Source organism: Mucilaginibacter sp. P4_E8 (genome assembly GCF_056401495.1).
The window spans coordinates 1-25,286 of record NZ_JBFUJG010000074.1 but is presented as its reverse complement, the minus strand read 5'-3'; the positions used below and the strand labels follow the sequence as shown (position 1 = coordinate 25,286).

Sequence of the window (25,286 nt, the reverse complement as noted above, 5' to 3'; positions counted from 1 at the left end):
TTATGTAATGCTGCAGGAAGCCATTGACGAGGTGAAAAAAGAGGCTCCTACTTACTTTACGGATGATCCATCGGTAAGCAGGCACCAGGTGCATTTGAAGGTTGATAGCCTGGCTGTAGGTTTTTTTAAAAAAGAATTGGGTGCCCCGGCTCCTTAATGTGGAAAATGTCTTAAATGTAAAATACAACCTAAAAAAGGCTGTCATGCTGAGCCTGTCGAAGACCAGTGGCGAAGGCCTCTGCTTTTAACCCTTCRACAGGATGACAGGCTGTTTGTTAAACGCTTAGAAATGAGGCAATATCGAACTGTCCATATCTGCTTTGAGTTTCAAGATTGCCATGATATCGCTACTCATTACGTGTTTGTTTTGTCGAAGAGTACGCCCCATCGGGGCATCGTGTTTATAGAATGACAATATCAGGATGTCAGCTCCATAATTGCTATAAACACGATGCCCCGATGGGGCGTGGATAAGCAAGGCATTCCTCCTTCAGCGTTTCCCGGATTTTAAAACTCAATACTCTACTAAATGCGTATTATTTATCATCAGGCACAAACGGATTGAGCCCTCGCAATCGTTTTCGTAACTTCTGTAATATACTCAAAACACATCTTCACAAATCATCTATATTTGAAATTACTAACCGCAATTTCATCTGAATGAGAAAAAAGTATTTATTACCACGCGTCAGCATGGTATCTGCCCTTATTGCCGGGCTCACGCTAACAGCATCGGCACAACAAAAAAACATTTACCATAAAGGCTGGATAGATTTTAATAAGAACGGCCGGATGGATGTTTTTGAAGATCAGTCACAGCCTATTGAAAAGCGGGTTACCGATTTGCTGAGCCAAATGACCGTTGAAGAAAAAACCTGCCAAATGGCCACCCTGTACGGTTATAAAAGGGTTTTAAAGGATGAAATGCCGGTACCCAACTGGAAAAATGAGGTTTGGAAGGATGGCATTGCCAATATTGATGAGGAACTGAACAACCTCACCTCCACAACCGATAAAGCAACTACAGAATTTTCCTATCCGTATAGCAAACACGCTTCGGCTATAAATACCATACAAAAATGGTTTGTTGAAGAAACACGCATCGGTATTCCTGTTGATTTTACCAACGAGGGTATTCATGGACTTAACCATGACCGTGCCACACCTTTGCCTGCTCCTATATCCATAGGCAGTACTTTTGATAAACAACTGGTGCGCCAGGCCGGGCAAACCGTTGGCCGCGAGGCAAAGGCCCTTGGTTATACCAACGTTTATGCCCCAATACTTGATCCTGCCCGCGACCAGCGCTGGGGCCGTGTTGTGGAATGCTATGGCGAAAACCCTTTCCATATTGCCGAACTGGGTAAGCAAATGGTTTTAGGGATACAGGAAGAGGGTGTAGCCTCAACCCTGAAACACTTCGCGGTTTATAGCGTGCCTAAGGGTGGTCGTGATGGCAGTGCCCGTACCGATCCGCATGTGGCGCCGCGCGAAATGTATCAGATCTATCTATACCCATTCCGCCGGGTGATACAGGAAGCACACCCAATGGGCGTTATGAGCAGTTATAATGATTGGGATGGCGTGCCTATAACCGGCAGCTATTACTTTTTAACTGAGCTGTTGCGTCAAAAATTTGGTTTTAACGGCTATGTGGTCTCAGACAGTGAGGCGGTGGAATATCTATATTCCAAACACCATGTAGCAGGTGATTATAAAGAAGCTGTAAGGCAGGTGGTAGAAGCTGGGTTGAACGTTCGTACCAACTTTACCATGCCGCAAACCTATATTATGCCGCTCCGCGAGCTGATCAAAGAAAATAAACTGTCCATGAAACTTATTGATTCAAGGGTAGGTGATGTACTGCGGGTTAAGTTTCGCCTGGGTTTGTTTGATGATCCTTACGTGAAAGATCCAAAATCGTCTGATAAAAAGGTGCATACCGCGGCTGATGATGCGATGTCGCTTAAAATGAACCGCGAATCAATGGTATTGCTTAAAAACGAGGGCGATCTGTTACCGCTGGATAAAAGCAAGCTGAAAAATATTCTGGTTACTGGTCCGCTGGCTGCCGAGGAAAATTATGCAACCAGCCGCTACGGTCCGTCGCACAACCCGGTTACCAGTGTGCTTAATGGTATTAAAAACTATGTGGGCAAGGGTATAAACGTTAATTATATTAAGGGCTGTGATGTAGTTGACCCCACCTGGCCCGAAAGCGAGATCATCGAAACCCCTTTAACGGCGCAGGAGCAAGCCGGTATTGATTCAGCAGTAGCGCAGGCCAAACAAGCCGATGTAGTGATAGCCGTTGTGGGTGAAGATGTAAAACGTGTAGGCGAAAGTCTTTCACGTACAGGGCTTAATCTTCCCGGCCGTCAGCTCAAACTGATCCAGGCTTTACAGGCTACCGGCAAACCTGTAGTTATGGTAATGATAAACGGACAGCCGCTTACCATTAACTGGGAAAACAAGTATGTTCCGGCCATTTTAGAGGCCTGGTTCCCTGGTCCGCAGAGCGGGCAGGTGGTTGCCGAAACCTTATTTGGCGATAATAATCCGGGCGGTAAGCTGCCTATTACCTTCCCTAAAACTACAGGGCAAATTGAGTTTAACTTTCCGTTTAAACCGGCCTCACAGGCAGGCCAGGGTGGCGATAACAGCTGGGGGCACACCAGCGTTAACGGCGCCTTGTACCCTTATGGTTACGGTTTGAGTTATACCAAATTTGAATACAGCAACCTGCAGGTATCGCCCGAAAAAGAAAATTCACAGGGCGATGTGCAGGTAAGCGTGGATGTAACCAATACCGGCAGTCGCAAAGGCGATGATGTGGTGCAGCTTTACCTGAAGGATGAAGTAAGCAGCGTAACTACTTACGAGTATGATCTGCGCGGCTTTGAGCGAGTTAACCTTACCCCAGGCGAAAAAAAGACCGTGCAATTTACGCTGCACCCAGACGATTTGGCCCTGCTGGATAAAAACATGAACTGGACTGTTGAGCCAGGTAAGTTTATGTTGATGATTGGCAGTTCATCGATGGATATTAAGTTGAAGAAAGAATTTGAAGTTCAGTAAGGAGCTGAAAGGTTAAAGCAGAAAATCATTAGTGCAGACTTCCGAAGTTTTTAAAACTTCGGAAGTCTTTTTTTTGTATTTGGTGCTGTCATGCTGAGCATGTCGAAGCATGGTGGGGCAGGCTTCTCCGTACGATTCTCCAACGAACAATTGCCAACTTATGCTGAACGAGCTAAATGTGCTTGTGAATATTTATATTTATCTCAGATATGAAAATCCCAACCATTACAGGAATAATTGACAGGCGCATACTGGTTAACTTTACGGTTGATTTGGATGTGGCCAAAACCATAGTACCGGCACCTTTTACGCCAAAAGCGGTTAATGGTAAGGCCATAGCTGGCATCTGTTTAATCAGACTAAAGGATGTCAGACCTAAAGGGCTCCCTGCATTTATTGGGATAGGTTCAGAGAATGGGGCTCACCGCATAGCCGTGGAATGGCAGGAGGATGGCCAAACAAAAGAGGGTGTATACATACCCCGGCGCGATACCTCATCGCTATTTAATACGCTTACGGGCGGGCGGGTATTTCCCGGCAGGCATCACCATGCTAAATTTGATGTTGATGAAAAGGGGGGTGACTATCATGTAGCTTTTGAAAGTTCAGATGGAACCATCATCAGCGTAGATGCAAAACTAACCGACACTTTTAACCCTCAATCGGTTTTTAAAAATCTTTCTACGGCTTCGGAATTTTTTAAGGCAGGCTCAACAGGGTACTCGCCCAATGGCAACAAATACGAAGGCTTGTTGCTTGAAACCGATAAATGGGACGTAAAGGCCCTGGAAGTAAGCCAGGTAAGGTCAAGTTATTTTGAGGATGAATCGGTATTTCCCAAAGGTTCGGTTCAGTTTGATAATGCTTTGCTCATGACCAATATACCGCATGAATGGTTATCAAAACCGGATAAGCAGGTAACAGATAAATGATCTTTTATGAGTAACTCAACCCAACAAATTATACCCATGCTGGCCTATGAGGATGGCGTAGCAGCTATGAATTGGTTATGCGAGGTTTTTGGATTTAAGGAGGTAACCAGAATGACGGATGATAACGGCCGGTTAAGTCATGGCGAAATAGCCATAGGCGATAGTATTGTTATGCTGGCCGAACCCACTCCTGATTATCAAGGACCTGCCCGTCATGCCCAAAACTGCGCTATCGCTGCCAAATGGTACAGCGTTCCTTATGTTATTAACGGTGTATTAGTTTATGTAGATGATGTGAAACAACATTACAAACAAGCTAAAAACAGTGGAGCAACCATTCTATCTGAGCTGGAGGAAGGCTACCCCGGAACCCGTTATCGCGCCGCCGATCTGGAAGGCCAGCGTTGGATGTTTATGCAAGAGGATAGCGGATCTAAATAAAAAAAATAACTTATTTAAATTTGATAAGAAGTTCTGCCAATTTAAATAAGAAAACTTAAATTGGCGAGGATAAGAGCTTTATGAGACCTTTCACTAAATTAATCTTGTTTTGTTACATTATACTTTCAGGTTGTGCCTCACCACCTCAAAAGGTCACTTCAAAAAAAGTCAATAAAAAGTCGGTTAGACACTCAATAGCTATAAAAAATAATGTCGACAAACAGGATACTCTAACTGTTGATTCAATAGCCGCGGTATTTACTAAAGTGGATGCTGTTGAAATTGAAAAGCGAAGAAAAAAATATGGCGACGATGCCTTTTACGCAAGTGCAGATGATGCCGTGTATTATTCAAGTCAATCACATGAATATCTTAGCAAGCAAAAGCTTAGGATCATTGATGCACAGGATCAAAAGTTTTTAAAATTTGTAAAAGCCGACAAAACGGTAATGATCATTAAGCTGGATACTGTTGCTCAATTATTTAATTTGTACCTTTTTGACCCTGCTAAAGTGCCTGTAAACGTTGATATGACCAACATTGAAGATGATTACAAAAAGTATTTTAATGTGCAGTAATAGGGTAAACAGATTATAAATATGGCTGTACTCTTTCATTTCCTGTTCGAAATAGTAAAAATAGTCATACTGGGACTTATTTATACGGCGGTGATTTTTTCAATAAGGGCCATTATCAGGAAACTGCAGAAAAAGGATACGGATTTTAAGTGGTACAAATTCCTGATAGTTTATAAAGTTTTAGCCGCTGTGCTGTTTGTATTCTCTTTTACTTATTACGGGAACCACGGGCTTGGCGATGATTCCTATATTCCGCTGGGGCATGGCGAAACCATGAGTGAAGGTGATACCTTTGCTTATTTTGTGCCTGATGGTAAGTCTGAACAGATCCACATTGACACCTATCTGGTTAAATATGATGACCTGTGCGCCTCTGTCGATTCGGGGTATATGGTGTATAATTTAAAAACTAAGCAGATCAATGATTTCGGTACCGAACAGCTTTATAACACTTTCGCCTCCGCGCATAACCTGCCTCCCATTAAACAATTCCGTGATTTTGATCGCCAGTACAATAACTATTGGAATGGCTGGCGGTTTTGGATGATGCCTTGAGCTCTAAAAGATGTTGATTTGTAAAAATACTTCGCTTAATTGAAAGATATATAATAATAACTTTTTATTTAATTTTTGTAGGCAATTGTTTCATTAATTTTGTCAACTAATCAAACACTTACTAACTGTGATTTTTACAGTTGTACTTAAATACTTTATTTATATTTTTATACAATTCAAAACACTAAGGCATTGCCTGTTATAAACCCAATTATTAATTATTGAATGGAACTGGAGAATAAAGGTGTAAAGGGCAGTCAGCTAAAGAATATGATCATCAAAAAGCTTTACTTTAATAAAGCGATGTCATGTGCGGGGTTGAGCGAGTTATTTGATAAAAGCATACCATCAATAGCCAAAGCTGTAAATGAATTAATGCACGAAGGCTTTGTTGTTGAGGATGGTTATGCGCCATCCAGCGGAGGCCGCCGCCCGCTAATGTRTTCTGTAAAATCAAGTGCCATGCATATCCTGGCCATAGCGTTAGACCAGCTAACAGCACGTATACAGTTGTTTGATCTGCTGAATAATCCAGTGGCTGATATGCTTACTTTTGAGCTTAAGCTGCTGAATAACCCCGATGCTTTGGCTAAATTGATTGAGCAGATCAACGGATATATTAAAAATACGGGTATCGCTAAAGAAAAAATTGCTGGTATAGGAATAGGTATGCCGGGTTTTATAAACGTAACCGAGGGTATTAACTACACTTATCTTGATGCCGGCGGACAAAGCCTTACTGCTTACCTTACTGCTAAAACTGGTATCACCACATATATTGATAACGACTCGAGTTTGATAGCCCTTGCCGAACAAAAATTTGGCATAGCCAAATCGCAAAATGAAGTAATGGTTATTAACCTGGGCTGGGGTATAGGCCTGGGGATGATTGTAAATGGAAAGCTGTTCAGAGGATATAATGGTTTTGCAGGCGAACTAAGCCACATACCACTATCAGAGGATGGTGCGCTTTGCGAATGCGGTAAGCGCGGTTGTTTGGAGGCCGAAGCTTCATTACTGGTAGTGGCCCAAAAGGCTATTGCAGGTATTCAGCAGGGCCGTATTACCAGTTTAAAATACAACAGTAATGACCACTCCAAGTTGGTAGGCGATGCTATTCTGGAAGCTGCCAACAATGGCGACCAGTTTGCCATTGAACTGCTATCTGATGCCGGATATAAAATAGGGAAGGCCCTGGCTATCCTGATCCACATCATGAACCCGGCTATTATTGTATTGAGCGGCAGGGGAGCAAAAGTTGCCAAAATATTAATGGCGCCTATACAGCAAGCTTTGCATAAATATTGTATCCCAAGGCTTTCGGCAGGTACCGAATTGTTAGTATCTGAACTTGGTTTTGATGCCGAATTAATAGGCGCTGCTGTACTGGTAATGGAAAATTTTGATAAAACAGTAAAAGCAAAGGTAAGCAAGACCGCTAAAGCAGTGGCGTAAAATTGAAGTGGGGATGAAGTAAGATGTGCAAGTGAGCAGATCTCAGATGTGCAAATGTTAAGCTGCGTTTACCACAACGTCATTGCAAGGTACGAAGCAATCTCTATGCTATACAGAGCAAACATGCAGTGTGGCGCTTGTCCTAAAGAGATTGCTTCGTGCCTCGCAATGACGCGTTATCTCTACCTAAACACCTTCCCGGAATAATCCATAGCCTCCTGAAATTTGGCTAAATTAAGCCCCAGGGGCTCGTTTTGCGATTGGAGGTAGGTTATTAGGTTTTCTGTGGCGATATTGCCTGTGAGGTCATCTGCGGCCATTGGGCAGCCCCCATAGCCTTTCAATGCCACATCAAAACGTTTGCAGCCGCTTTTATAGGCCGCCTCTATCTTAGGCTGCCAGGTATCGGGTGTGGAGTGCAGGTGAATACCAAACTCAGTTTCAGGGAACTTATGGCACAGGTCGGGGTAAATGCTGCTGATCTGCCCGGCTTCGGCAATACCAATCGTATCAGCCAGCGCAATGTTACTTATCCCTTCATTAACCAATTGTGCTGTCCATTGTTCAATAATGCTGGTGTTCCATTCATCGCCATAGGGGTTGCCAAAGCCCATAGACAGGTAAACCAGCAATTTTTTATTATGAGTAAGGCATAGCTCCTTTATTCTTTTTACGTTATCAAACGCCTTGAGCATGGTGGTATTGGTATTCCTTAACTGAAAAGTTTCGGATATAGAAAACGGGTAACCCAGGTAAGTGATCTCCTCATGCTTTACCGCATCTTCGGCACCGCGGTAATTGGCAATAATGGCCAGCAGTTTTGAACTGGTATTGCTCATATCCAGCTGTTTCAGTACTTCAGCGGTATCCTGTAACTGCGGTATGGCCTTAGCCGATACAAAGCTCCCAAAGTCGATGGTATCAAAACCAACCTGTAAAAGCAGGTTGATGTAGGCGGCCTTAACGTTTGTCGGCACAAAATCGTGCAGGCCCTGCATGGCATCGCGGGGGCATTCGGTTATTTTTATATTCATTTGAGGTTCGTGTTGCGTGATCCGTGTTGCGGGTGATCGTACATACCACTAATTTTTATATACAAGATTAAAATTTTTATCGGCAACCCGCAACCCGAACCCCAAATCTAATCCACACTTTTAGGCAGGTGTTCGTCTTCGGTAAGTCCCTCACGTTCAAATTTCCTGATAATAAGCCTTGTGCCGCCATTGTAAGTTACATAGCTGGATACCCAGTTAATAAATACGATCACTTTATTGCGCCCTCCTAAAAGCGACACGAGGTGAACAAACATCCACACCAACCAGGCAAAAAATCCCTGAAATTTTATTTTGCCCAGATCGGCAACCGCCTTGTTACGGCCTATGGTGGCTAATGAACCTTTGTCAAAATACTTAAAGGGAGCAGTAGGTTCACCATTGATTAACTGCATTATTGATTTGGCAACATGCTGGCCCATTTGTATAGCCACCTGCGCCACTCCGGGGTGCCCTTTTGGGGTATCATTGGTTATCATGGCTGCCACATCGCCAATGGCAAATATATTGGTAGTGCCAGCCACACGGCAAATACTATCTGTCCTGATCCTGTTACCGCGTTCAATGATATCCCTATCAATACCCTCGGGCACTACACCCATTACACCCGCGCTCCAGATCACATTTTTGGTGCGGATAGTTTTACCGCCTTCAAATTTTATCTCTTCACCGTCGTAGCTTTCCACCTTCATGCCTAAAAGCACCTCAACACCCATGCCCGTCAAAAAGTCTTTCGCTGCTTTTGATGCCTCTTCAGACATAGGCCCCAGCACCCTCGGCAAAAAATCAACCAGGTACACTTTCATGTCCTCTCTTTTAAGCTCTGGATAATCCTTGTTCAGTATATGGTTACGCAGCTCGGCCAGTGAGCCTGAAAGCTCAACACCGGTTGGGCCGGCACCTACCAGTACAAAAGTAAGATAGGGGTCGCGTTCTTCTTTGCTGGGTTTCAGCAGTGCTTCTTCTATATTTTGCAGAACGGAATATCGCAGGTTAAGCGCCTCAGGAATGGACTTCATCGGCATCGAAAAATGTTCAATATCCTTATTGCCAAAAAAGTTGGTGGTTGATCCGGTGGCTATAACCAGGTAATCATAAGCAATTTCGCCTATGGTGGTATCTATGGTATTCTTTTCGGCATTTACCTTACTTACCTCAGCTATCCTGAACCTAAAATTCTTTTGGCTTGAGAAGTTTTTGCGCAGGGAAAAGGCTATGGATTCCGATTCAAGACTGCCCATGGCAACCTGGTACAGTAAAGGCTGAAAAGTGTGGTAATTATGCTTATCGAGCAATAAAACCTCAACAGGCTTGTTCTCCAGTTTTTTTGCTACCTGGAGTCCGCCAAATCCTCCGCCTATAATAACTACTAAAGGAAATTTTGAGCTATCTGTTAAATTCATGCGCAGATTGTTTTAATATGTTAACCCCCTCTAAACGGCGAAGCCCTCATGAACGCCAAAAATAAATAATAGTGTGAATAATCTCCCCCAAAGGGGGGAGACTTTTTAAAAGCCTTCTCCTTTGGGGAGGGTTGGGTGAGGCTTCTTGTATAACAAAAAAGGCCCCAAATGTTCTTTGGGGCCTTGTAAATAAATTGATTTAATTTATCTCAGATCTTTTTTCCCAAAGTCAACAATCACCGGTGTTGCCACGCAGATCGACGAGTATGTTCCGAAGATCACACCGATCAACAGGGCGAATGAGAATCCTTTGATCACATCCCCACCAAATATAAACAATATGATCAGTACGAAAATTACCGTTAACGCGGTGATAATAGTACGGCTCAACGTGCTGTTGATGGCCTGGTTAATTACTTCTTCAGGGTTATCAGTTTTGGCATGGTGCAGATCAAGGAACTCGCGGATCCTATCGAACACTACCACGGTATCATTAATGGAGTAACCGATAACCGTTAATATGGCCGCTATGAACGCCTGGTCAATATCCAGTGAGAATGGAAGTATTCCCTGGAATAAAGAGAAGAACGATAGTACCAGCAACGCATCATGAGCGGTAGCCACCATAGCACCTAAGCTGAACTGCCATTTACGGAAACGTATGAGTATGTAAGCCGAAATAACAAATATGGCGAACAATACGGTGTATATGGCTGATGTTTTTAATTCATCGGCAACGGTTGCACTTACTTTTGAGAAGCCTAATATATTCTTATCGGCTATACGGGTAACTTCTTTAGTGTTTAAAGCCTCAATCAGCGTGCTCCTTACCTTAGCATCAGTAGCAGCATTGTTATCCCTTATCATCAGGTTGGTGGTGATACTGATCTTATCGGGTCCAAAGGTTTTAACCTCGGTACTGCGGCCCAATGTGGCGTCAATAGCATCATGAATGGCTTCGGTGGTTACGCCTTTATTAGGGAAACTGATAATATAATTACGGCCACCTTCAAAATCCACACCATAGGTAAATCCACGTGTAGCAATGGAGATTAGACCGGCTATAATAAATACACCAGAGAAGATGTAAAATTTAAAACGATTTTTTACAAACTTAAAATGTGCATTTTTAAAGGTATGTGAGCTCCATGGGTTTGAGAATTTAATATCCCAGCCTTTATCAAGCATCCACTCAAATATAACCCTTGAGATCAGTAATGAACAGAACAATGAAGTGATGATACCGATCATTAAGGTGGTTGCAAAACCTTGTATCGGGCCCGAACCAAAGATGAACAGGATTAAACCAGTTAAGAAGGTACTGATCTGTGAATCGAGGATGGATGGTAATGCATGTTTAAAACCATCGGCAACGGCTATCTTTAATGATTTGCCCAGGCCAAGCTCTTCACGCACCCTTTCATAAACCAGTACGTTAGCATCAACCGCAATACCCAGTGTAAGTACTATACCGGCAATACCAGGCAATGTTAATACCGCGCCTAAGCTGGTTAATACACCCATCAGGAAAAAGATGTTGATGACCACTGCAACAACAGCCACAGTACCCGCACGGTTGTAATAAGCTATCATGAATATCAACACCACAACCAAACCTAATAGGCTTGATGTAACACCGGCATTGATAGCTTCCTGACCTAATGACGGACCCACTACGGCTTCTGATATGATGTAGGCAGGAGCAGGTAAGCGACCAGCTTTTAATACGTTGGCCAAATCCTTTGTGTCTTCAATCTGGAAGTTTCCGGAGATAGATGAAACACCACCTGAAATTTCGTTCTGCACAGTAGGGGCAGAGTACACATTGTCATCAAGTACAATGGCGATGGATTTTTTATTGGCACCTGCTGATGCTGCGGCAGTAATGGCACGCCATTTTTCGGCTCCCTGCGAATTCATCACCATTCTTACTTCGGGGCTGCCTTTTTGGTCAACATCAGGAATAGCATCGGTTACAACATCACCTGTTAATATCGCACTGTTTTCGGCTCCGCTCAGTTTAATGGCATATAATGCAAATACCTTGGTGCCGGTTATTGGTTTAACCTCCCAAAGGAATTTCATATTACGCGGTATTACCGATTTTACATCGGCACTGTGCAGGTATGAATTAACTTTGGCAGTATCTTTTTGTGGCGCGTAACCAACAACAGGGCCCTGGCCTAATTGCTGCTGCCCGCTTTGATCGGCACGTGTGTTTAACGACATTACCGAAAACAGCGGGTGCAATGCTGCCAGTTGTGATTTACCTGCTAACGACGAAGTGTCTTTAGCGGCGCTCTTTTGAACTTTGCTTAATAACGAGCCCGCTTTTGCTGCAGTGTCGGTTTTAGCGGTAGCAGTAGTTGCTACGGTTTTTGATGAATCGGCTTTAGCTGTTTTAGTTTTTGCAGCCAGCAGGTTGTCAATATTGACCAGGTACTGGTATGCTTCGGTATTATCAAAGGTTTCATAAAACTCCAGTTTTGCGGTACCCTGTAAAAGCTTGCGCACACGCTCTGGTTCTTTTACACCAGGTAGTTCAACCAAAATACGGTTTGAGCTTTGCTCCAACTGAATGTTAGGCTGGGTAACACCAAACTGGTTGATACGGGTATTTAAAACCGTGTATGATTGTTTTACCGCGGTATTAGCCAGATCTTTCAAATAAGCTACAACCTCGCTGTTTGAAGCATTAAACTTCAGGTGGTCCTGGTTATCCCTTGTTGAAAAGATAGCGGCAAGTTTACCGTTTGGATTTAGTTTTTCATACTCGCTGGCAAAAAGCGAAATATAATCTTTTTGAGTGGTCTTAACATCAGCCTGTAATTTGTCGGCATTTGTCAAAGCCTGATTAAATGTAACATCAGGATTGTTGTTTGCAATTTTCCTTACCAATTCGTTAAGTGAAATTTGCATGGTAACGTTCATACCGCCTTTAAGGTCGAGGCCTAATGCAAGTTCTCTTTGCAGAACGTATTGATAATTGTGTTTGAACAACGGATATACCGGTTGTGTAGACATAGAATCCAGATACGCTGTTTCTCTCGCAGGGTCACCCTTTGAATATACTTTGGCATCACTTTGAACTTTGCGCGCCACCCACGTGAAAGATAGCTGGTATAAGCATACAACAGCTAATAGAATGGCGAAAAATTTAATAACCCCTTTACCTTGCATCGAATTTTAATATGTAATTAATTAGTTTATAAGCTATTTTTAAATAAGACGGCAAATCTAATAAAATTTCGCAAGCATGAAATTTTAAATTAAAACAATTTGATGACAAAAAATGTTAGCCGCGTTCCAGTGTGATAAAGGAGTACCTCAACTTATTTTTTTCGTCGGGTTCAAAGTTTTCACGCTCTTTTTCTTCCCACTCTGCAGGATCTAACTCCGGGAAAAATGAATCGCCGTCAAATTCCTGATCAATAACGGTTAAATAAATACGATCAGTAAGCGAAATAGCCTGCCGGTAAATTTCGGCACCGCCCACAATAAATACTTCGTCCTCGTCTTTACAAAGCGCCAGGGCCGCCTCAAGAGAGTTCACCACCTCGCAGCCTTCAATACTGATGGCCTGCCGGGTAATAATAATGTTACGGCGTTTCGGCAAAGGCTTACCAACCGAATCATAGGTTTTGCGGCCCATGATCACGGTATGCCCCGTAGTTACATCCTTAAAGTGCTTCAGATCATTTGGCAGGTACCAAAGTAATTTATTGTCTTTACCAATAGCGTGGTTTTTGGCTATGGCTACTATGATGGATACAGTCATTGGGTCATTATCGTCATTAAGTCATTGTCGTCATTGAGTCATTGGTAGGCGGTGCCTATTTGACTTTTACTTTTTGACGTTTCCGATGTATTTTATATAGATATTAAGTTTTAAATGAATTGTTTCTAATTGCTGGATCAATAAGTGATATTCCTCATCGTTAATTAATTTCCTTGCTTGTGCTTTCATTAGCCAGGATTTAGTTTCAATTATTGACCCTCTGCTAAAGTAGCAGAAATTTTTGTTTTCTTTATAATGATATCTGCCGAAGCCTTCGGCTATGTTGGCACCGATTGAATCCGAGGATCGCACTAATTGTTTACCTATGGTATCTTTCGCAAAATAATCCCACTCCAAAACCAAGACCCAAACTTTATAAGAAAACGCATCTGACAAATTGTAAATCTCCAGGTCCTCTATCCGGTTACTCATGTATTGTTATTGAAAATCAAAAAATGACTTAATGCCCCAATGACTATAATGATTGATGTTAAACCGCCACCGCAGCTTTAATATGTGGCCACGGGTCATAGTTCTCCAGTGTAAAATCTTCAAACTTAAATTTAAAAATGTCTTTTACTTCCGGGTTGATCTTCATAGTTGGTAATGGCCTTGGCTCACGGCTTAGCTGCAGGCGGGCCTGGTCCATGTGATTATTGTACAAATGTGCATCGCCAAAGGTGTGGATAAAGTCGCCATAGTCAAGGTCGCATACCTGGGCCATCATCATAGTAAGCAGCGCGTATGAGGCAATGTTGAACGGCACGCCCAAAAATATATCGGCACTGCGCTGATACAACTGGCATGATAACTTGCCCTTCAATTCCCCCTTCAGAGGGTTAGCAGGCTCCACGTAAAACTGGAACAAACTGTGGCAGGGCGGCAAAGCCATCTGGTTCACATCGGCAACATTCCATGCCGATACGATCATGCGGCGTGAGTCGGGATTATTTTTAATCTGGTTCACCACCTGGGTTATCTGGTCAATGTGCCCGCCATCGGGTTTTGGCCATGAGCGCCATTGGTAGCCGTACACCGGCCCAAGGTTGCCCTCGGCATCAGCCCACTCATCCCAAATGCGTACGCCGTTTTCTTTGAGGTAGCTGATGTTAGTGTCGCCGCTCAAAAACCATATCAGCTCATGGATGATGGATTTAAGGTGCAGTTTTTTGGTGGTCACCATCGGGAAACCATCTTTAAGGTTGAAACGCATCTGGTAGCCAAACACACTTACCGTACCGGTTCCGGTTCTGTCATGCTTTTGCGCGCCGGTTTCCATCACATGGCTCATCAGGTCGAGATACTGTTTCATTTTGTTGTTAAGTTGATTTGGTTGACTGAGTTGGATTGGCTGATTAAGTTGAAAACTAATAAACCAATGAAACTAATGAACCAGTGAACATTTCGTGACAAAGAAAAATAATCTAATTTTGGTATCCTAACAGATGTGTAAAAATACAAGCTGTGTTAGTTTTTTCTTATGATCCTTTTTCCAAACGCAAAAATAAACATTGGCCTTAACATTACCGAACGCCGCCCCGACGGTTATCATAATCTGGAAACCATTTTTTATCCGATAAATATTAAAGACGCCCTTGAGGTGGTGGTGAGTGATAAGTTGAGTTTCGATTCATCTGGTCTGGATATCCCCGGCCGGATGGAGGATAATCTTTGTGTTAAGGGATATCATCTGCTGAAAAAAGATCACAACCTGCCGCCGGTAAGCATCCACCTGCATAAAAATATCCCGATAGGGGCCGGTTTGGGYGGTGGCTCATCAGATGCGGCTTTTTTTATCAAACTGATGAACCAGCAATTTAAGCTTGGCCTGTCTGTTGATGAAATGACAGGCTATGCCCGCAAGCTGGGTGCCGACTGTGCTTTCTTCATCGAAGGCAAGCCGGTATTCGCATTTGAAAAGGGCGACGAGTTTGAACCCGTAAAACTTGACCTGTCGAATTATAAAATTGCTTTGGTGATGCCTGATGTACACATCTCCACATCCGAAGCCTTTAGCGGAATTAAACCAGCCCCGGTAAAAGACTCATTATTGGAACTGATCACCGAGCCTATCACCGAGTGGAGGAAACACATTAAAAATGATTTTGAAACTTCGGTGTTTAAAAATCATGGGGAAATAAGGGGTGTAAAAGCCTCGCTGTATGAGGCCGGAGCAATTTATGCCAGCATGAGCGGGAGCGGGGCATCGGTATTTGGCATATTTGAACAAACACCCGATCTGCAACATTTGGAGACGGAGAATGAAGTTTTTTATTTGTAATGTCGGATTTCGGATGCTCGATTTCGGATTTATCGTCTAAGTGCATTCATTGCTGAGTGATAGCGAAACAATTCATACAATCGCCGAATAGATCCTTCGTTTCTCAGTATGACAAAGTGATAATGGATTGCTTCGTGCCCCGAATGACGCATTACAGGTAAATTCATAAATCCGAAATCGAACATCCGAAATCCGATATCAATCAAACTCCCGCGTCTTCACTCACGCCGCGACCTATGCCTTCAACCCAATCGGTGTCGCCACGGCCTTTTGCCACAGAGGTCAATAAGCGGCCGTGTAAGGCATTTACCAATGGCATGGGTATCTCACTTGACTGCGATAGTTTAAATGCAAGACGCGCGTCCTTATAGCCCAGTTTTGATTTGAACTTTACGGGTTGGTATTGTTTGTTGGCAATAGCCTTGCCGTAGTTCTGAAAAATAGGAGCGTTGAACAGGGTTGAGCCAAAAAAGTTGGCCACTTGCGCGCGGTCCAACCCATTCTTCTCAGCAAGCGTATAAGCTTCTGCCATCATTTCTATCGAAGCCATGATCATGAAGTTGCCTGCTATTTTTACCACATTGGCTCCACCAGGGGTTTCGCCAAAATCAATCACGCCCTGACCCAGGCAGTCAAGCACTGGTTTGGCAGTGTCTTTGGCATGTTGATCACCCGATACACAGATCCAAAGCTTACGGGCTGCCGCAGCTTCAGGCTGGCCGAATACCGGGGCCGCAAGGTAATGGCTGCCCGCCTCTTCATGGAGCGCTGTTAACTGTTGTGAGGTTTCGGGCGAGATAGTGCTCATGGAAATATGAAGAGCGTGCTCAGGCAATTTTTCAAGGATGCCCTGGTCGCCAAGTGTAGTTTCTTTCAGCACCTCATCATCAGCCAGCATAGTGATAATGATGTGAACCCCTTCGGCAGCATCGGCCGGAGTTTTGCATTTGGTGATGTGTGCAGCATCAAGCTCATCGGCTTTTGAAAGGGTGCGATTGTAAACCTGTAAATGATAACCTGCGCTGATGAGGTTTTGAGCCATGATGATGCCCATGTTGCCAAGGCCTATAAATGCAATTTTCTTTTCCATGATGTTAACTGATATATTCTCTGTCTTCGTCGCTTAGTGTATTGGGGTCGTCTTTTTTGTGGATGTTGTCATGATACCCTTCAATATCAAATTTTGCTTTTTTAGGGCGACCAACCATAACGCCTAAAATAAATGCCACCACTGCCACCACGATCATTATGGTCAGTTTTGAAATATAAAAATTCGCGAATAAAAAAGCGAACGGAACCTTGTCTGTGTTTTGTACCAATGTCGCGGTAAGCAAAACAGTGATGACCACAATGACGATTGTTTTAATGCTCATGATGATTTGAATTAACAGTTAATACAATATGCAGTTTTTAAATCTTTATTAAAAATGATTTTTAGCTCGCAGTTCAAAAAATACAAAACGGAAGTGGGGGGATGATTGAAGAAACCGATGGCATAAAATMATTGGTCTTATCCTAATTAAAAAACCATGGACGTTTGGAACTTTTAAAATCTTAGTGACTGTTAAAATTACAAGTCAACAATAGACTCATGATTTAACAAGATATTTCTTGTTGAGTTTTGCCTGGTTGGTTTGGATGAAATCCCTGGTCAGTTTTTGCCCCTTTGTCATCATGTCACTCGCTTTTGTGGGGATTAGATCCATGGGAAATGCTTCGCTGAGAATCCGAAAATTTTCAGTGGTTTTAATTTTTGGTATACAGTTGTGGCTGTTGAAGCATTTTATTTTCAATCCTTGTTTTTAAGTTCAGGACACTATGCTATCAGTTTGAATTTTATTTTTTAGGTTGTAGTTTACCATTATATAATGTTTTGTATTTAGTTGATTAATAGTGTTATAAATGCTTTAAAAGGTAATTGTATTTTAATGTGCTAATTTTTTTAGTTTTTTGATGTTTAAGTTAAATCTATCGTGCTTAACTTTTACTTTTTATAAATCATATAATTATTTGATTATTAGTTAAATATATATACTATATAAATTTAATTTTTAAAATTATTCATCGTGTACAAATAGATAAAATGATAGAAAATAGAGAAAGCAGTCGAATTTYAAATTTTATGATTTAGTACACTAACTAAAATTGCGATTTTGCTCCTGTTAAGTGCTGAGGTATTTAAATGGTGCTGAACCCGTGTAAAAATTATAATGCCTTAAAGGGCCTAAAAATGGGTTGTAATGGTGTGGGTATTTTATCCCCTACCGGATGGTTTTGACGGGGAATAATGCAGTTATTTAGGATTAGGGTAATTGCTTCGGCAACACCTGGCCGATACTAATTGAGCAAAAAAATTGGCGAAAATGAAGGATATAGTAATGAAGGAATCAGGCTTGTGATCTGATTTTTCGTTTGACAACTTGCTTTTGAGCTACCGGATACAGGAAGATTGTAGACAGGATAATGACCGCACCGACCCAAAAACCGGTCGTCATTTTGTTCATATCGCCAAAGAAAATAAACGACATGAGTATGCCATAAACGGGTTCAAGGTTGGTAACCAGCGCTACCTTAAAGGCCGAAAGTTCGCGCATAACTGATACCCCTGCAACGTAAGCAAGCGATGTACAAATGGTGCCGAGCAGTACCAGGTAACCAATGTCGCTGCTTTTTAACAGTAGTGATTTGTTAAAGCCGTGGGTGAATAAAAGATACAGGGAGATCCAAAAAAAGGCCCCTACAAGCTCGTAAAATGCAATGGTAGGGGCTTCGTTTTTCTTTACCAGTTTTGAATTTATGATCGAGAAAAGACTGGCACAAACCGCGCTTACAAGACCTGTGATAATGCCCTTAGTGTATCGTGTTTCAAATTTAAATATCAATACTATACCAGTTATAATTAATAATCCGGCCAGGATCTCAAGTTTTGAGATCTTTGTTTTGTTGATCAGAGGCTCCAGTACAGCCGTAAATAAAGTGATGCTTGACAGGCAAACCAGCGTTACCGGAACGGTAGATAGTTTGATGGAGGCGAAGAAAAGCACCCAGTGAGCGCCTACCAAAGCGCCCGTAAATATCAATTTCAGTAAGGTATTTCGGTCGACCTTGATGGCTGTTTTGTTAAATTTAAAGTACAAAAACAGCGAGATAAATGCAATTAACACGCGATACCACACCAGTTGAACGGCCGAAATGGTGATAAGTGCACCTAAAATTCCGGTAAATCCCCATATAAAAACTGTAAAATGGAGTATGATCAGGTTCTTATTGGGGCCTGCTGAGCCGTTTTTTGCCACTATTTTGGAGCTTTTAAAAGTAAATAATAAGCAAAAATGCCAAAAAATAAGTTAGGAATTAACACGGTAAAAATAGGAGGCACGCCCCCTTTTATAGAAAAAACGATGGAAAACTTCTCTAAAATAATGTAAGCAAAACAAAGCAAAATACCTATTCCCAGTGGTAAACCAACGCCACCACGTACCTTACGTGAAGACAATGCAACACCCAAAACAGTTAAAACATAAGCCGATAAAGGATACACAAAACGGTGAAATTTTTCAAAATAAAGGTTATTTAACACCTCGGGCCGGCGCAATTTTTCCTTATCAATATTCTTATTCAACTCGTTTAATGACATGGCCGCGTACACATTATCGTACACTATAAAATCGGTTGGGTGCATATCAAGTACAGTGTCTTTTTGTGGCACATTAGGTAAATACTGTTCTTTAAGGCCGTTTATATACTTAACATTATAATTTTTTAACGACCAAACCCTTTTAACAGAGTCATAGGTAATTGTGCTGGCAATAAGCTTTTCGCGCAGGGTATCACCGTTAAATTTCTCCATAATGAACTGGTAACCAGTATGAACGGTTTGGTCATAGTTTTGCAGATATACAAAGGTATGCTTATCAATCTGCATGTGTACCTCGCTTTTAGTTGGATCATTATCAGTTATGCCATTGGCGTTTTCGAAGTCGTTTTTTAAGTGATTGGTATAGGGTATGAGGTATACATTAGCAAAAAACGATACAACAAATATGAGGGTAGAAGCTATAAAATAAGGCCGTAAAAAGCGATTAAAGCTGGCTTTTCCACTTAAAATTGGTACTATTTCTGTTTGATTGGCCATCTTGGCCGTGAATAGTATTACCGCCAGAAAGTTGATAAGCGGCGATAGCATATTAAGATAAAAAGGAATGAACCCGGCATAATACTGGAATATGATATCATGAAGTGTGGCATGCTTGTTCAGGAAATTATCCAGCTTTTCTGACACATCAAACACAACCGATACTACTATAAAAACACCCATGGTAAACACAAAAGTGCCCAGGTATTTTTTAATAATAAACCTGTCAATAACCTTCAGATGCCGGTGTATAAAAGCCCTCATCCTTTGATCATTTGTTTTTTAGTACGGTAACAAATACCAAAAAAGGTATGTTTATTATCTCTCATTATTTGAATTTATGTTCAGTTATAATCGCTGGCCAAGTTGTTTAACCATCATATTTTTCCAGTTATAAAACTCGCCTGCAATGATCTTTTTACGGGCCTCCTTAACCAGCCAAATATAAAAATGCAGGTTATGCAGGGTGGCTATCTGCGCGCCAAGCATCTCGCCCGAGTGTATTAAATGGCGTAAATAAGCTTTGCTGTACTCTTTATCAGCAAATAGGTCACTATCCGCTTCAATGGCCGAAAAATCGTTCTTCCACTTCTCATTTTTGATATTGATGATACCATTTTTTGTAAAAAGCATACCATTGCGTCCGTTACGGGTTGGCATAACACAATCAAACATATCAATTCCTAAAGCAATATTTTCCAATATATTAACCGGTGTGCCTACACCCATTAAATAACGTGGTTTTTGCTGCGGTAATATATTACAAACAATTTCTGTCATGGCATACATTTCCTCGGCCGGTTCACCTACTGATAGTCCGCCTATGGCATTGCCCTCACGCTCAAAGGACGCGATCACTTCTGCCGATTTTTCACGCAGGTCTTTGTACACCGATCCCTGCACTATAGGGAACAGTGTTTGATCGTAACCATACTTTGGTTGGGTGCTATCAAAGCGCTCGCAACAGCGTTTTAGCCAGCGGTGCGTCATATCAATTGACCGCCTGGCGTAATGATAATCGCAGGGATAAGGGGTACATTCATCAAAGGCCATGATGATATCGGCCCCTATTATACGTTGAATATCCATCACATTTTCGGGCGTGAACAGGTGTTTTGAGCCATCAATATGCGAACGGAAAGTAACACCTTCCTCCTTAATTTTACGTACTTCGGTAAGCGAATACACCTGGTAACCGCCGCTATCAGTTAAAATAGGGCCGTCCCAGCCATTAAACTTGTGTAATCCGCCTGCACTTTCAAGCGTACCCAGGCCTGGCCTTAAATATAAATGGTAGGTATTCCCTAAAATAATTTGCGCCTCTATATCATTTTTAAGCTCACGCTGGTGTACCGCTTTTACGGTACCCGCTGTACCAACAGGCATAAACATAGGGGTTTGTATAATGCCGTGGTCGGTGGTAATTTCACCTGCCCGGGCTTTTGAAAGCGGGTCTTGTGCTGTTAAATTAAATTTCATTTTGAGGTTGCAAAATTAACAAATAAAGCGGATTAAGGAGCAAGGGATTGAGGTGATTAAGGAGCAAGGATGGATGATTAAGTAGTAAGGGTGAAAATTGAGGATAAAGAGATAAAAGAATTTTTCCAATCTCTTATAGCGAAGCATAAGGAGGGAAAAAAGCTTTGCAATATTGGATAACCTACCTTTTTGTTTGCTGTCTTTTTCCTTTGTCCCGTATCTATCCGTCCATACTCCTTACTCCCACTGTCATTGTGGATAAAAACCTTTTAATGTGTGTAATAATCATAAAATAAACTCCAATAAACTCCGTTTATCCCGGCGATTTTTAACAAATTTGCCTGATTTATTATAACCGTTTGGAAACTTATATACGCGACGCACTTTTTATCCTATTTCAGCTCTGTTTTATAGTTCAGCTGTATTACCTGATAAGCAACCATAATCGCCTCGCGCGTTATAAACCAATGGATCAGTTACCTGAGGTTTTGATACCGGTTACTGTAATTATAAGTGCGCGTAACGAGGCCAAAAATTTGCAGGAAAACCTACCTTTTATACTACAACAAAACTACGCAGACTTTGAGGTTGTAGTGATCAACGACTGCTCCTACGACTCATCAGACATGGTTTTGGAAGACATGCAGCGCGAATACCCGCGTTTAAAAGTGGTAACCATAACTGAGCACGCCCGTTTTAAAACAGGGAAAAAATTTGCGCTTACCCTGGGGATAAAGGCTGCAAAAAACGAATATTTATTGTTTACCGATGCCGATTGTAAACCAGCTTCGGTAAATTGGATAGCCCGTATGGCGGTTAACTTTAGTACCGGGGCCCAGATAGTTTTAGGCTATTCACCTTATTATAAAACAGGTAATTTTCTGAATCCCTTTACCCGTTTTGAAACATTAAAAACTGCTATAAATTATTTATCAAGTGCCCTTAACGGCGATCCTTACATGGGTATTGGCCGTAACCTGGCCTACACTAAAGCCCTGTTTTTTAGTCAAAAAGGTTTTGCCTCACACATGCATGTTATATCTGGCGATGATGACCTGTTTGTAAATCAACATGCCACTGCCGATAATACTATTATTGAGATACACCCCGAAGCTTTTACTTATACCAGCGCAAAAACAAGCCTTAAATCCTGGTACAGGCAAAAGAAACGACATATGGGAGTAGGCAAACTGTATAAAAATAAGCACAGGCGCATGCTTAGCTTTGATGCGATGAGTGGCTTTTTATTTTATATTTTACTCATATTATGCCTTATTTTTAAATATGAACCGGTACTGGCATTAGGTTTGTTCGTTTTTAGATTAGTATTACAACTAATTATTTACAGCAAGATATTTAAAAAGCTGAGCGGCAAGGACCTGATCTGGTATTTGCCTTTTTTTGATATTATATATTATATGTATTTGAATGTTTTTGGGCTTATCGGGACATTTTTAAAAACTACCCAATGGAAATAAACGCCAACTTTACTGATAATGCAAAGAATGATTTTCACCTCGTAGTAAAAGCCCGGGAGGGCAATCAAAAGGCATATGCCGATTTGATGCACAGGTATAAGGATTCGATTTATTTTATGGTTTTAAAAATGGTTAACAACAAGGAGGACGCCATGGACCTTACTGTTGAAACTTTTGCAAAAGCGTTTGAAAAATTAGATAAATACCAGCCCGATTACGCCTTTAGTACCTGGCTGTTCAGGGTTGCAACCAATAATTGTATCGATTTTATCCGCAAAAAAAAGCTTAACACCCAATCAATTCATGGCATGACTGATGACGACGGGGACGAAAAGCCGCTGCAAATAAAGGCTGATGTTTTAAATCCCGAAGAAACATCTATTAAAAAACAGCAAACACAGGAGCTCAAATTACTTATTGAAAGCTTGCCTCACCGTTACCGCAACCTGATCACCCTGCGTTATTTTGACGAACTATCATACGAAGAAATAGCCCAGCAACTTGATTTGCCGCTGGGTACGGTTAAAGCACAATTATTTAGGGCCAGGTACTTGCTTGGTAACATCATTAACCGGTTTAACAGGGATGACATCTGATATTATATTCAAATATTTTCCTGATCTGACAGCTCAGCAACGCGCGCAAATTGAACAGTTGCCTGAGTTATATAATATTTGGAACAGCCAGATCAACGTAATTTCCCGTAAAGATATCGATCTTTTGTACGAGCGCCATGTACTGCACTCTATAGGAATTGCCAAAGTAATGCAGTTTTTACCCGGCGAAAGTGTGCTCGATGTAGGTACCGGTGGTGGATTTCCGGGTATTCCGCTGGCTATTTTATTCCCCGAAACGCGGTTTCATTTGGTTGATTCCATCGGGAAAAAGATAAAAGTAGTGCAGGAAGTTGCCAAAGCCCTGGGCTTAACCAACGTTAAAGCCTCGCACGAGCGTGCCGAGCAAATTGACGAAAAGTTTGATTTTGTGGTATCGCGCGCGGTTACACAGCTTAAAGATTTTTATCCCTGGGTACGCGGCAAGTTCAATAAACAGTCAAAAAATACCCTGCCTAACGGTATTTTATACCTCAAAGGCGGCGACCTGGAACAGGAAATTAAAGAATCGGGCCTAAAAGTACAGCAATATTATCTTAAAGATTATTTTACCGAGGAGTTTTTTGAGACTAAGCAGGTGATATACGTGAAGGGGTAATGTGAATGAAGTCATGCCGAACTTGTTTCGGCATCCCACATGTAGGTTGATTATCATGCTGATGGATGTCCTGAGAGATCCTGAAACAAGTTCAGGATGACATTTTTTGTTAAAAAGAGGAGAGGGCATTTACATGGAAAAATGCCGAAGCGGTTTTAGCCGTTCAGCAATTTAAGCTCAAAATAATTGGGGCTTATTGTTTTAGGTGATCAGATTTGGGTTTAGTTATCCGCCATAACCAATTATAACCACTTCATTTAGCGTATATACGCGACCCGATTCAACAACAATCGTGTTTGCTTCTGATTTGTTTTTATTGTCCGGTTGTTTACCTACGTTATTACCTTTTTCATCAACAAGACTATAAGAAACCGGGATAGCGTATTTGCCTGGTCTGGCGTTAAGCGTACCATTGTAATTTTTAATAACTCTTACAACTTCTGCATCCATAACGTCATAAAGGCCTCTGGTAATTTTTAAATCTCCTATTTTGCCGTTATTAATATTAAAAGTTAAAATTATCTTGCCTGCAAAATGATTTTCACGTGCAACCGTGGGGTATCTTACATGCTTTCCAATATACATATATAAACTATCAAAGGGATCTTTGGGCGGCGGTGGTGGTGGCACGGCTTCGCCTGGCGCCTGAACAGGAGCTGGGGGGGCAGGTTCATCGGCAGATGGTGGTGAAAGCACAACATCAGTTACTTTTACTCCTTTTTTAACCTTTGCAGGTGGAGGTGGAGGAGGTGTTTTATTCAAACCTGCTTGCGGCCGTGGCATTGGTGGTGGCGGTGGAAGTTTAGGATGAATCATCATTTTTGGGAATGAATAACCATATTTATCTTTCAACAGGGCCAGATCGGCCGGTTTTGCCGAGTGTTTGAAATACTCCTTTTGTTCACCGTTTTTTTCGGTAATAATCACTCTGAAATCGGTTTTGCCATTTATCAGATAGCCATCTTCGTCATACTTGTAGCCCTTTGAAGTTACCTGATTGCGGTTAATAACCCGTGTTGTATCAGTTGCAATGTTAGCTGCTTTATAATCAGCGGTTGGCACAGTGTGTTGTCGCGGTGCCAGATCTATCAGCGCATAGGTTTTACTGAAACCCAGTGTGGAGGCACAAAGGGCCGCCGCGCAGATGGGTACAGTCATGAGGTATTTTAGCCTGGCTAAATTCCCCGAACGTTTTTGGTTTAACATAATGATCCTCTTTTTTAACAGGTTATAATTGAAAAATGAATGCGTAATGGATGAGCCATTAAGTCCGTAAGCATTGTTTACTAAGAATGAAGAGTAAGCCAATGCATCGGTTTCATGAGCTGCGGTTTGCTCATCGGCAATATATTCATGCACGGTTTTAAGGCTTACCTGCATCAGGTAAATGAAGGGGTTAAACCAGTTAATGATCTTTATGAGTTCCATG

21 protein-coding genes and 1 pseudogene are annotated in these 25,286 nt (G+C 41.9%); 10 read left to right on the top strand and 12 right to left on the bottom strand.

Annotated elements, in window-relative coordinates:
- The first annotated feature begins 660 nt into the window (after positions 1-660).
- The 6 genes from AC1DRQ_RS21015 (at position 661) to AC1DRQ_RS20990 (ending at position 7,039) form a co-directional block, all read left to right on the top strand.
- Positions 661-3,078: a glycoside hydrolase family 3 N-terminal domain-containing protein gene (locus AC1DRQ_RS21015; RefSeq protein ID WP_477426695.1), complete on the top strand. Its 2,418-nt coding sequence runs from the start codon at positions 661-663 to the stop codon at positions 3,076-3,078.
- 209 nt (positions 3,079-3,287) lie between these two features.
- Complete coding sequence (locus tag AC1DRQ_RS21010) at positions 3,288-4,010, top strand: DUF2071 domain-containing protein (RefSeq protein ID WP_477426694.1); 723 nt, start codon at positions 3,288-3,290, stop codon at positions 4,008-4,010.
- 6 nt (positions 4,011-4,016) lie between these two features.
- A complete protein-coding gene (locus AC1DRQ_RS21005) occupies positions 4,017-4,451 on the top strand; it encodes a VOC family protein (protein ID WP_477426693.1) in 435 nt (144 codons plus the stop codon).
- 80 nt (positions 4,452-4,531) lie between these two features.
- Positions 4,532-5,029: a hypothetical protein gene (locus tag AC1DRQ_RS21000; RefSeq protein ID WP_477426692.1), complete on the top strand. Its 498-nt coding sequence runs from the start codon at positions 4,532-4,534 to the stop codon at positions 5,027-5,029.
- Between the two features lie 21 nt (positions 5,030-5,050).
- Positions 5,051-5,584, top strand: a complete 534-nt coding sequence (locus AC1DRQ_RS20995) for a hypothetical protein (protein WP_477426691.1) — start codon at positions 5,051-5,053, stop codon at positions 5,582-5,584.
- A 225-nt stretch (positions 5,585-5,809) separates the two neighbouring features.
- Entirely contained in the window at positions 5,810-7,039 is a 1,230-nt protein-coding gene (locus AC1DRQ_RS20990; RefSeq protein ID WP_477426690.1) for an ROK family protein, read from the top strand.
- A gap of 182 nt (positions 7,040-7,221) precedes the next feature.
- Here AC1DRQ_RS20990 and AC1DRQ_RS20985 read toward each other — a convergent pair whose 3' ends face one another.
- The 6 genes from AC1DRQ_RS20985 to AC1DRQ_RS20960 all read right to left on the bottom strand — a co-directional run bounded on the left by AC1DRQ_RS20985 (position 7,222) and on the right by AC1DRQ_RS20960 (position 14,584).
- Positions 7,222-8,073, bottom strand: coding sequence for a beta/alpha barrel domain-containing protein (locus AC1DRQ_RS20985; RefSeq protein ID WP_477426689.1), 852 nt, complete (start codon positions 8,071-8,073; stop codon positions 7,222-7,224).
- 107 nt (positions 8,074-8,180) lie between these two features.
- Entirely contained in the window at positions 8,181-9,494 is a 1,314-nt protein-coding gene (locus AC1DRQ_RS20980; RefSeq protein ID WP_477426688.1) for an NAD(P)/FAD-dependent oxidoreductase, read from the bottom strand.
- A 204-nt stretch (positions 9,495-9,698) separates the two neighbouring features.
- The gene (gene secDF, locus AC1DRQ_RS20975) at positions 9,699-12,674 is read right to left on the bottom strand and encodes a protein translocase subunit SecDF (protein WP_477426687.1); all 2,976 of its coding nucleotides are present in this window, start codon (positions 12,672-12,674) and stop codon (positions 9,699-9,701) included.
- Positions 12,675-12,789: 115 nt separating this feature from the next.
- Positions 12,790-13,272, bottom strand: coding sequence for a dihydrofolate reductase (locus AC1DRQ_RS20970; RefSeq protein WP_477426686.1), 483 nt, complete (start codon positions 13,270-13,272; stop codon positions 12,790-12,792).
- 66 nt (positions 13,273-13,338) lie between these two features.
- Positions 13,339-13,704, bottom strand: a complete 366-nt coding sequence (locus AC1DRQ_RS20965; RefSeq protein WP_477426685.1) for a four helix bundle protein — start codon at positions 13,702-13,704, stop codon at positions 13,339-13,341.
- Between the two features lie 58 nt (positions 13,705-13,762).
- Positions 13,763-14,584 (bottom strand): thymidylate synthase, encoded by an 822-nt coding sequence (locus AC1DRQ_RS20960; protein ID WP_429399237.1) that lies wholly within the window; start codon positions 14,582-14,584, stop codon positions 13,763-13,765.
- 168 nt (positions 14,585-14,752) lie between these two features.
- Between AC1DRQ_RS20960 and ispE the strand changes: the two genes are divergently transcribed.
- On the top strand, positions 14,753-15,553 hold the full coding sequence (gene ispE / locus AC1DRQ_RS20955; protein ID WP_477426684.1) for a 4-(cytidine 5'-diphospho)-2-C-methyl-D-erythritol kinase: 801 nt from the start codon (positions 14,753-14,755) through the stop codon (positions 15,551-15,553).
- 202 nt (positions 15,554-15,755) lie between these two features.
- Here the strand turns inward: ispE and AC1DRQ_RS20950 are convergent, their stop codons facing one another.
- From AC1DRQ_RS20950 to tgt, 5 genes are all read right to left on the bottom strand, one after another.
- A complete protein-coding gene (locus tag AC1DRQ_RS20950; protein WP_477426683.1) occupies positions 15,756-16,643 on the bottom strand; it encodes an NAD(P)-dependent oxidoreductase in 888 nt (295 codons plus the stop codon).
- Between the two features lie 4 nt (positions 16,644-16,647).
- Positions 16,648-16,926 (bottom strand): LapA family protein, encoded by a 279-nt coding sequence (locus AC1DRQ_RS20945; protein ID WP_429399240.1) that lies wholly within the window; start codon positions 16,924-16,926, stop codon positions 16,648-16,650.
- 1,014 nt (positions 16,927-17,940) lie between these two features.
- Positions 17,941-18,849, bottom strand: coding sequence for a DMT family transporter (locus AC1DRQ_RS20940; protein ID WP_477426682.1), 909 nt, complete (start codon positions 18,847-18,849; stop codon positions 17,941-17,943).
- The gene (locus AC1DRQ_RS20935; protein WP_477426681.1) at positions 18,849-19,952 is read right to left on the bottom strand and encodes an LptF/LptG family permease; all 1,104 of its coding nucleotides are present in this window, start codon (positions 19,950-19,952) and stop codon (positions 18,849-18,851) included. Before AC1DRQ_RS20935 ends, AC1DRQ_RS20940 begins: the two co-directional genes overlap by 1 nt.
- Positions 19,953-20,036: 84 nt before the next feature.
- Complete coding sequence (gene tgt / locus AC1DRQ_RS20930; protein ID WP_429399243.1) at positions 20,037-21,167, bottom strand: tRNA guanosine(34) transglycosylase Tgt; 1,131 nt, start codon at positions 21,165-21,167, stop codon at positions 20,037-20,039.
- Between the two features lie 467 nt (positions 21,168-21,634).
- On the opposite strand from tgt, the gene AC1DRQ_RS20925 reads away from it, so the two are divergent.
- Genes AC1DRQ_RS20925 through rsmG form a run of 3 tightly spaced genes read left to right on the top strand, consistent with a single transcriptional unit; the run spans position 21,635 to position 23,857 of the window.
- A complete protein-coding gene (locus AC1DRQ_RS20925; RefSeq protein ID WP_477426680.1) occupies positions 21,635-22,645 on the top strand; it encodes a glycosyltransferase in 1,011 nt (336 codons plus the stop codon).
- Positions 22,636-23,241 (top strand): RNA polymerase sigma factor, encoded by a 606-nt coding sequence (locus tag AC1DRQ_RS20920; protein WP_429399245.1) that lies wholly within the window; start codon positions 22,636-22,638, stop codon positions 23,239-23,241. Before AC1DRQ_RS20925 ends, AC1DRQ_RS20920 begins: the two co-directional genes overlap by 10 nt.
- The gene (gene rsmG, locus AC1DRQ_RS20915; RefSeq protein ID WP_429399246.1) at positions 23,231-23,857 is read left to right on the top strand and encodes a 16S rRNA (guanine(527)-N(7))-methyltransferase RsmG; all 627 of its coding nucleotides are present in this window, start codon (positions 23,231-23,233) and stop codon (positions 23,855-23,857) included. Before AC1DRQ_RS20920 ends, rsmG begins: the two co-directional genes overlap by 11 nt.
- A gap of 225 nt (positions 23,858-24,082) precedes the next feature.
- Here the strand turns inward: rsmG and AC1DRQ_RS20910 are convergent.
- Positions 24,083-25,286: pseudogene (locus tag AC1DRQ_RS20910) on the bottom strand (hypothetical protein); the annotation flags it as partial.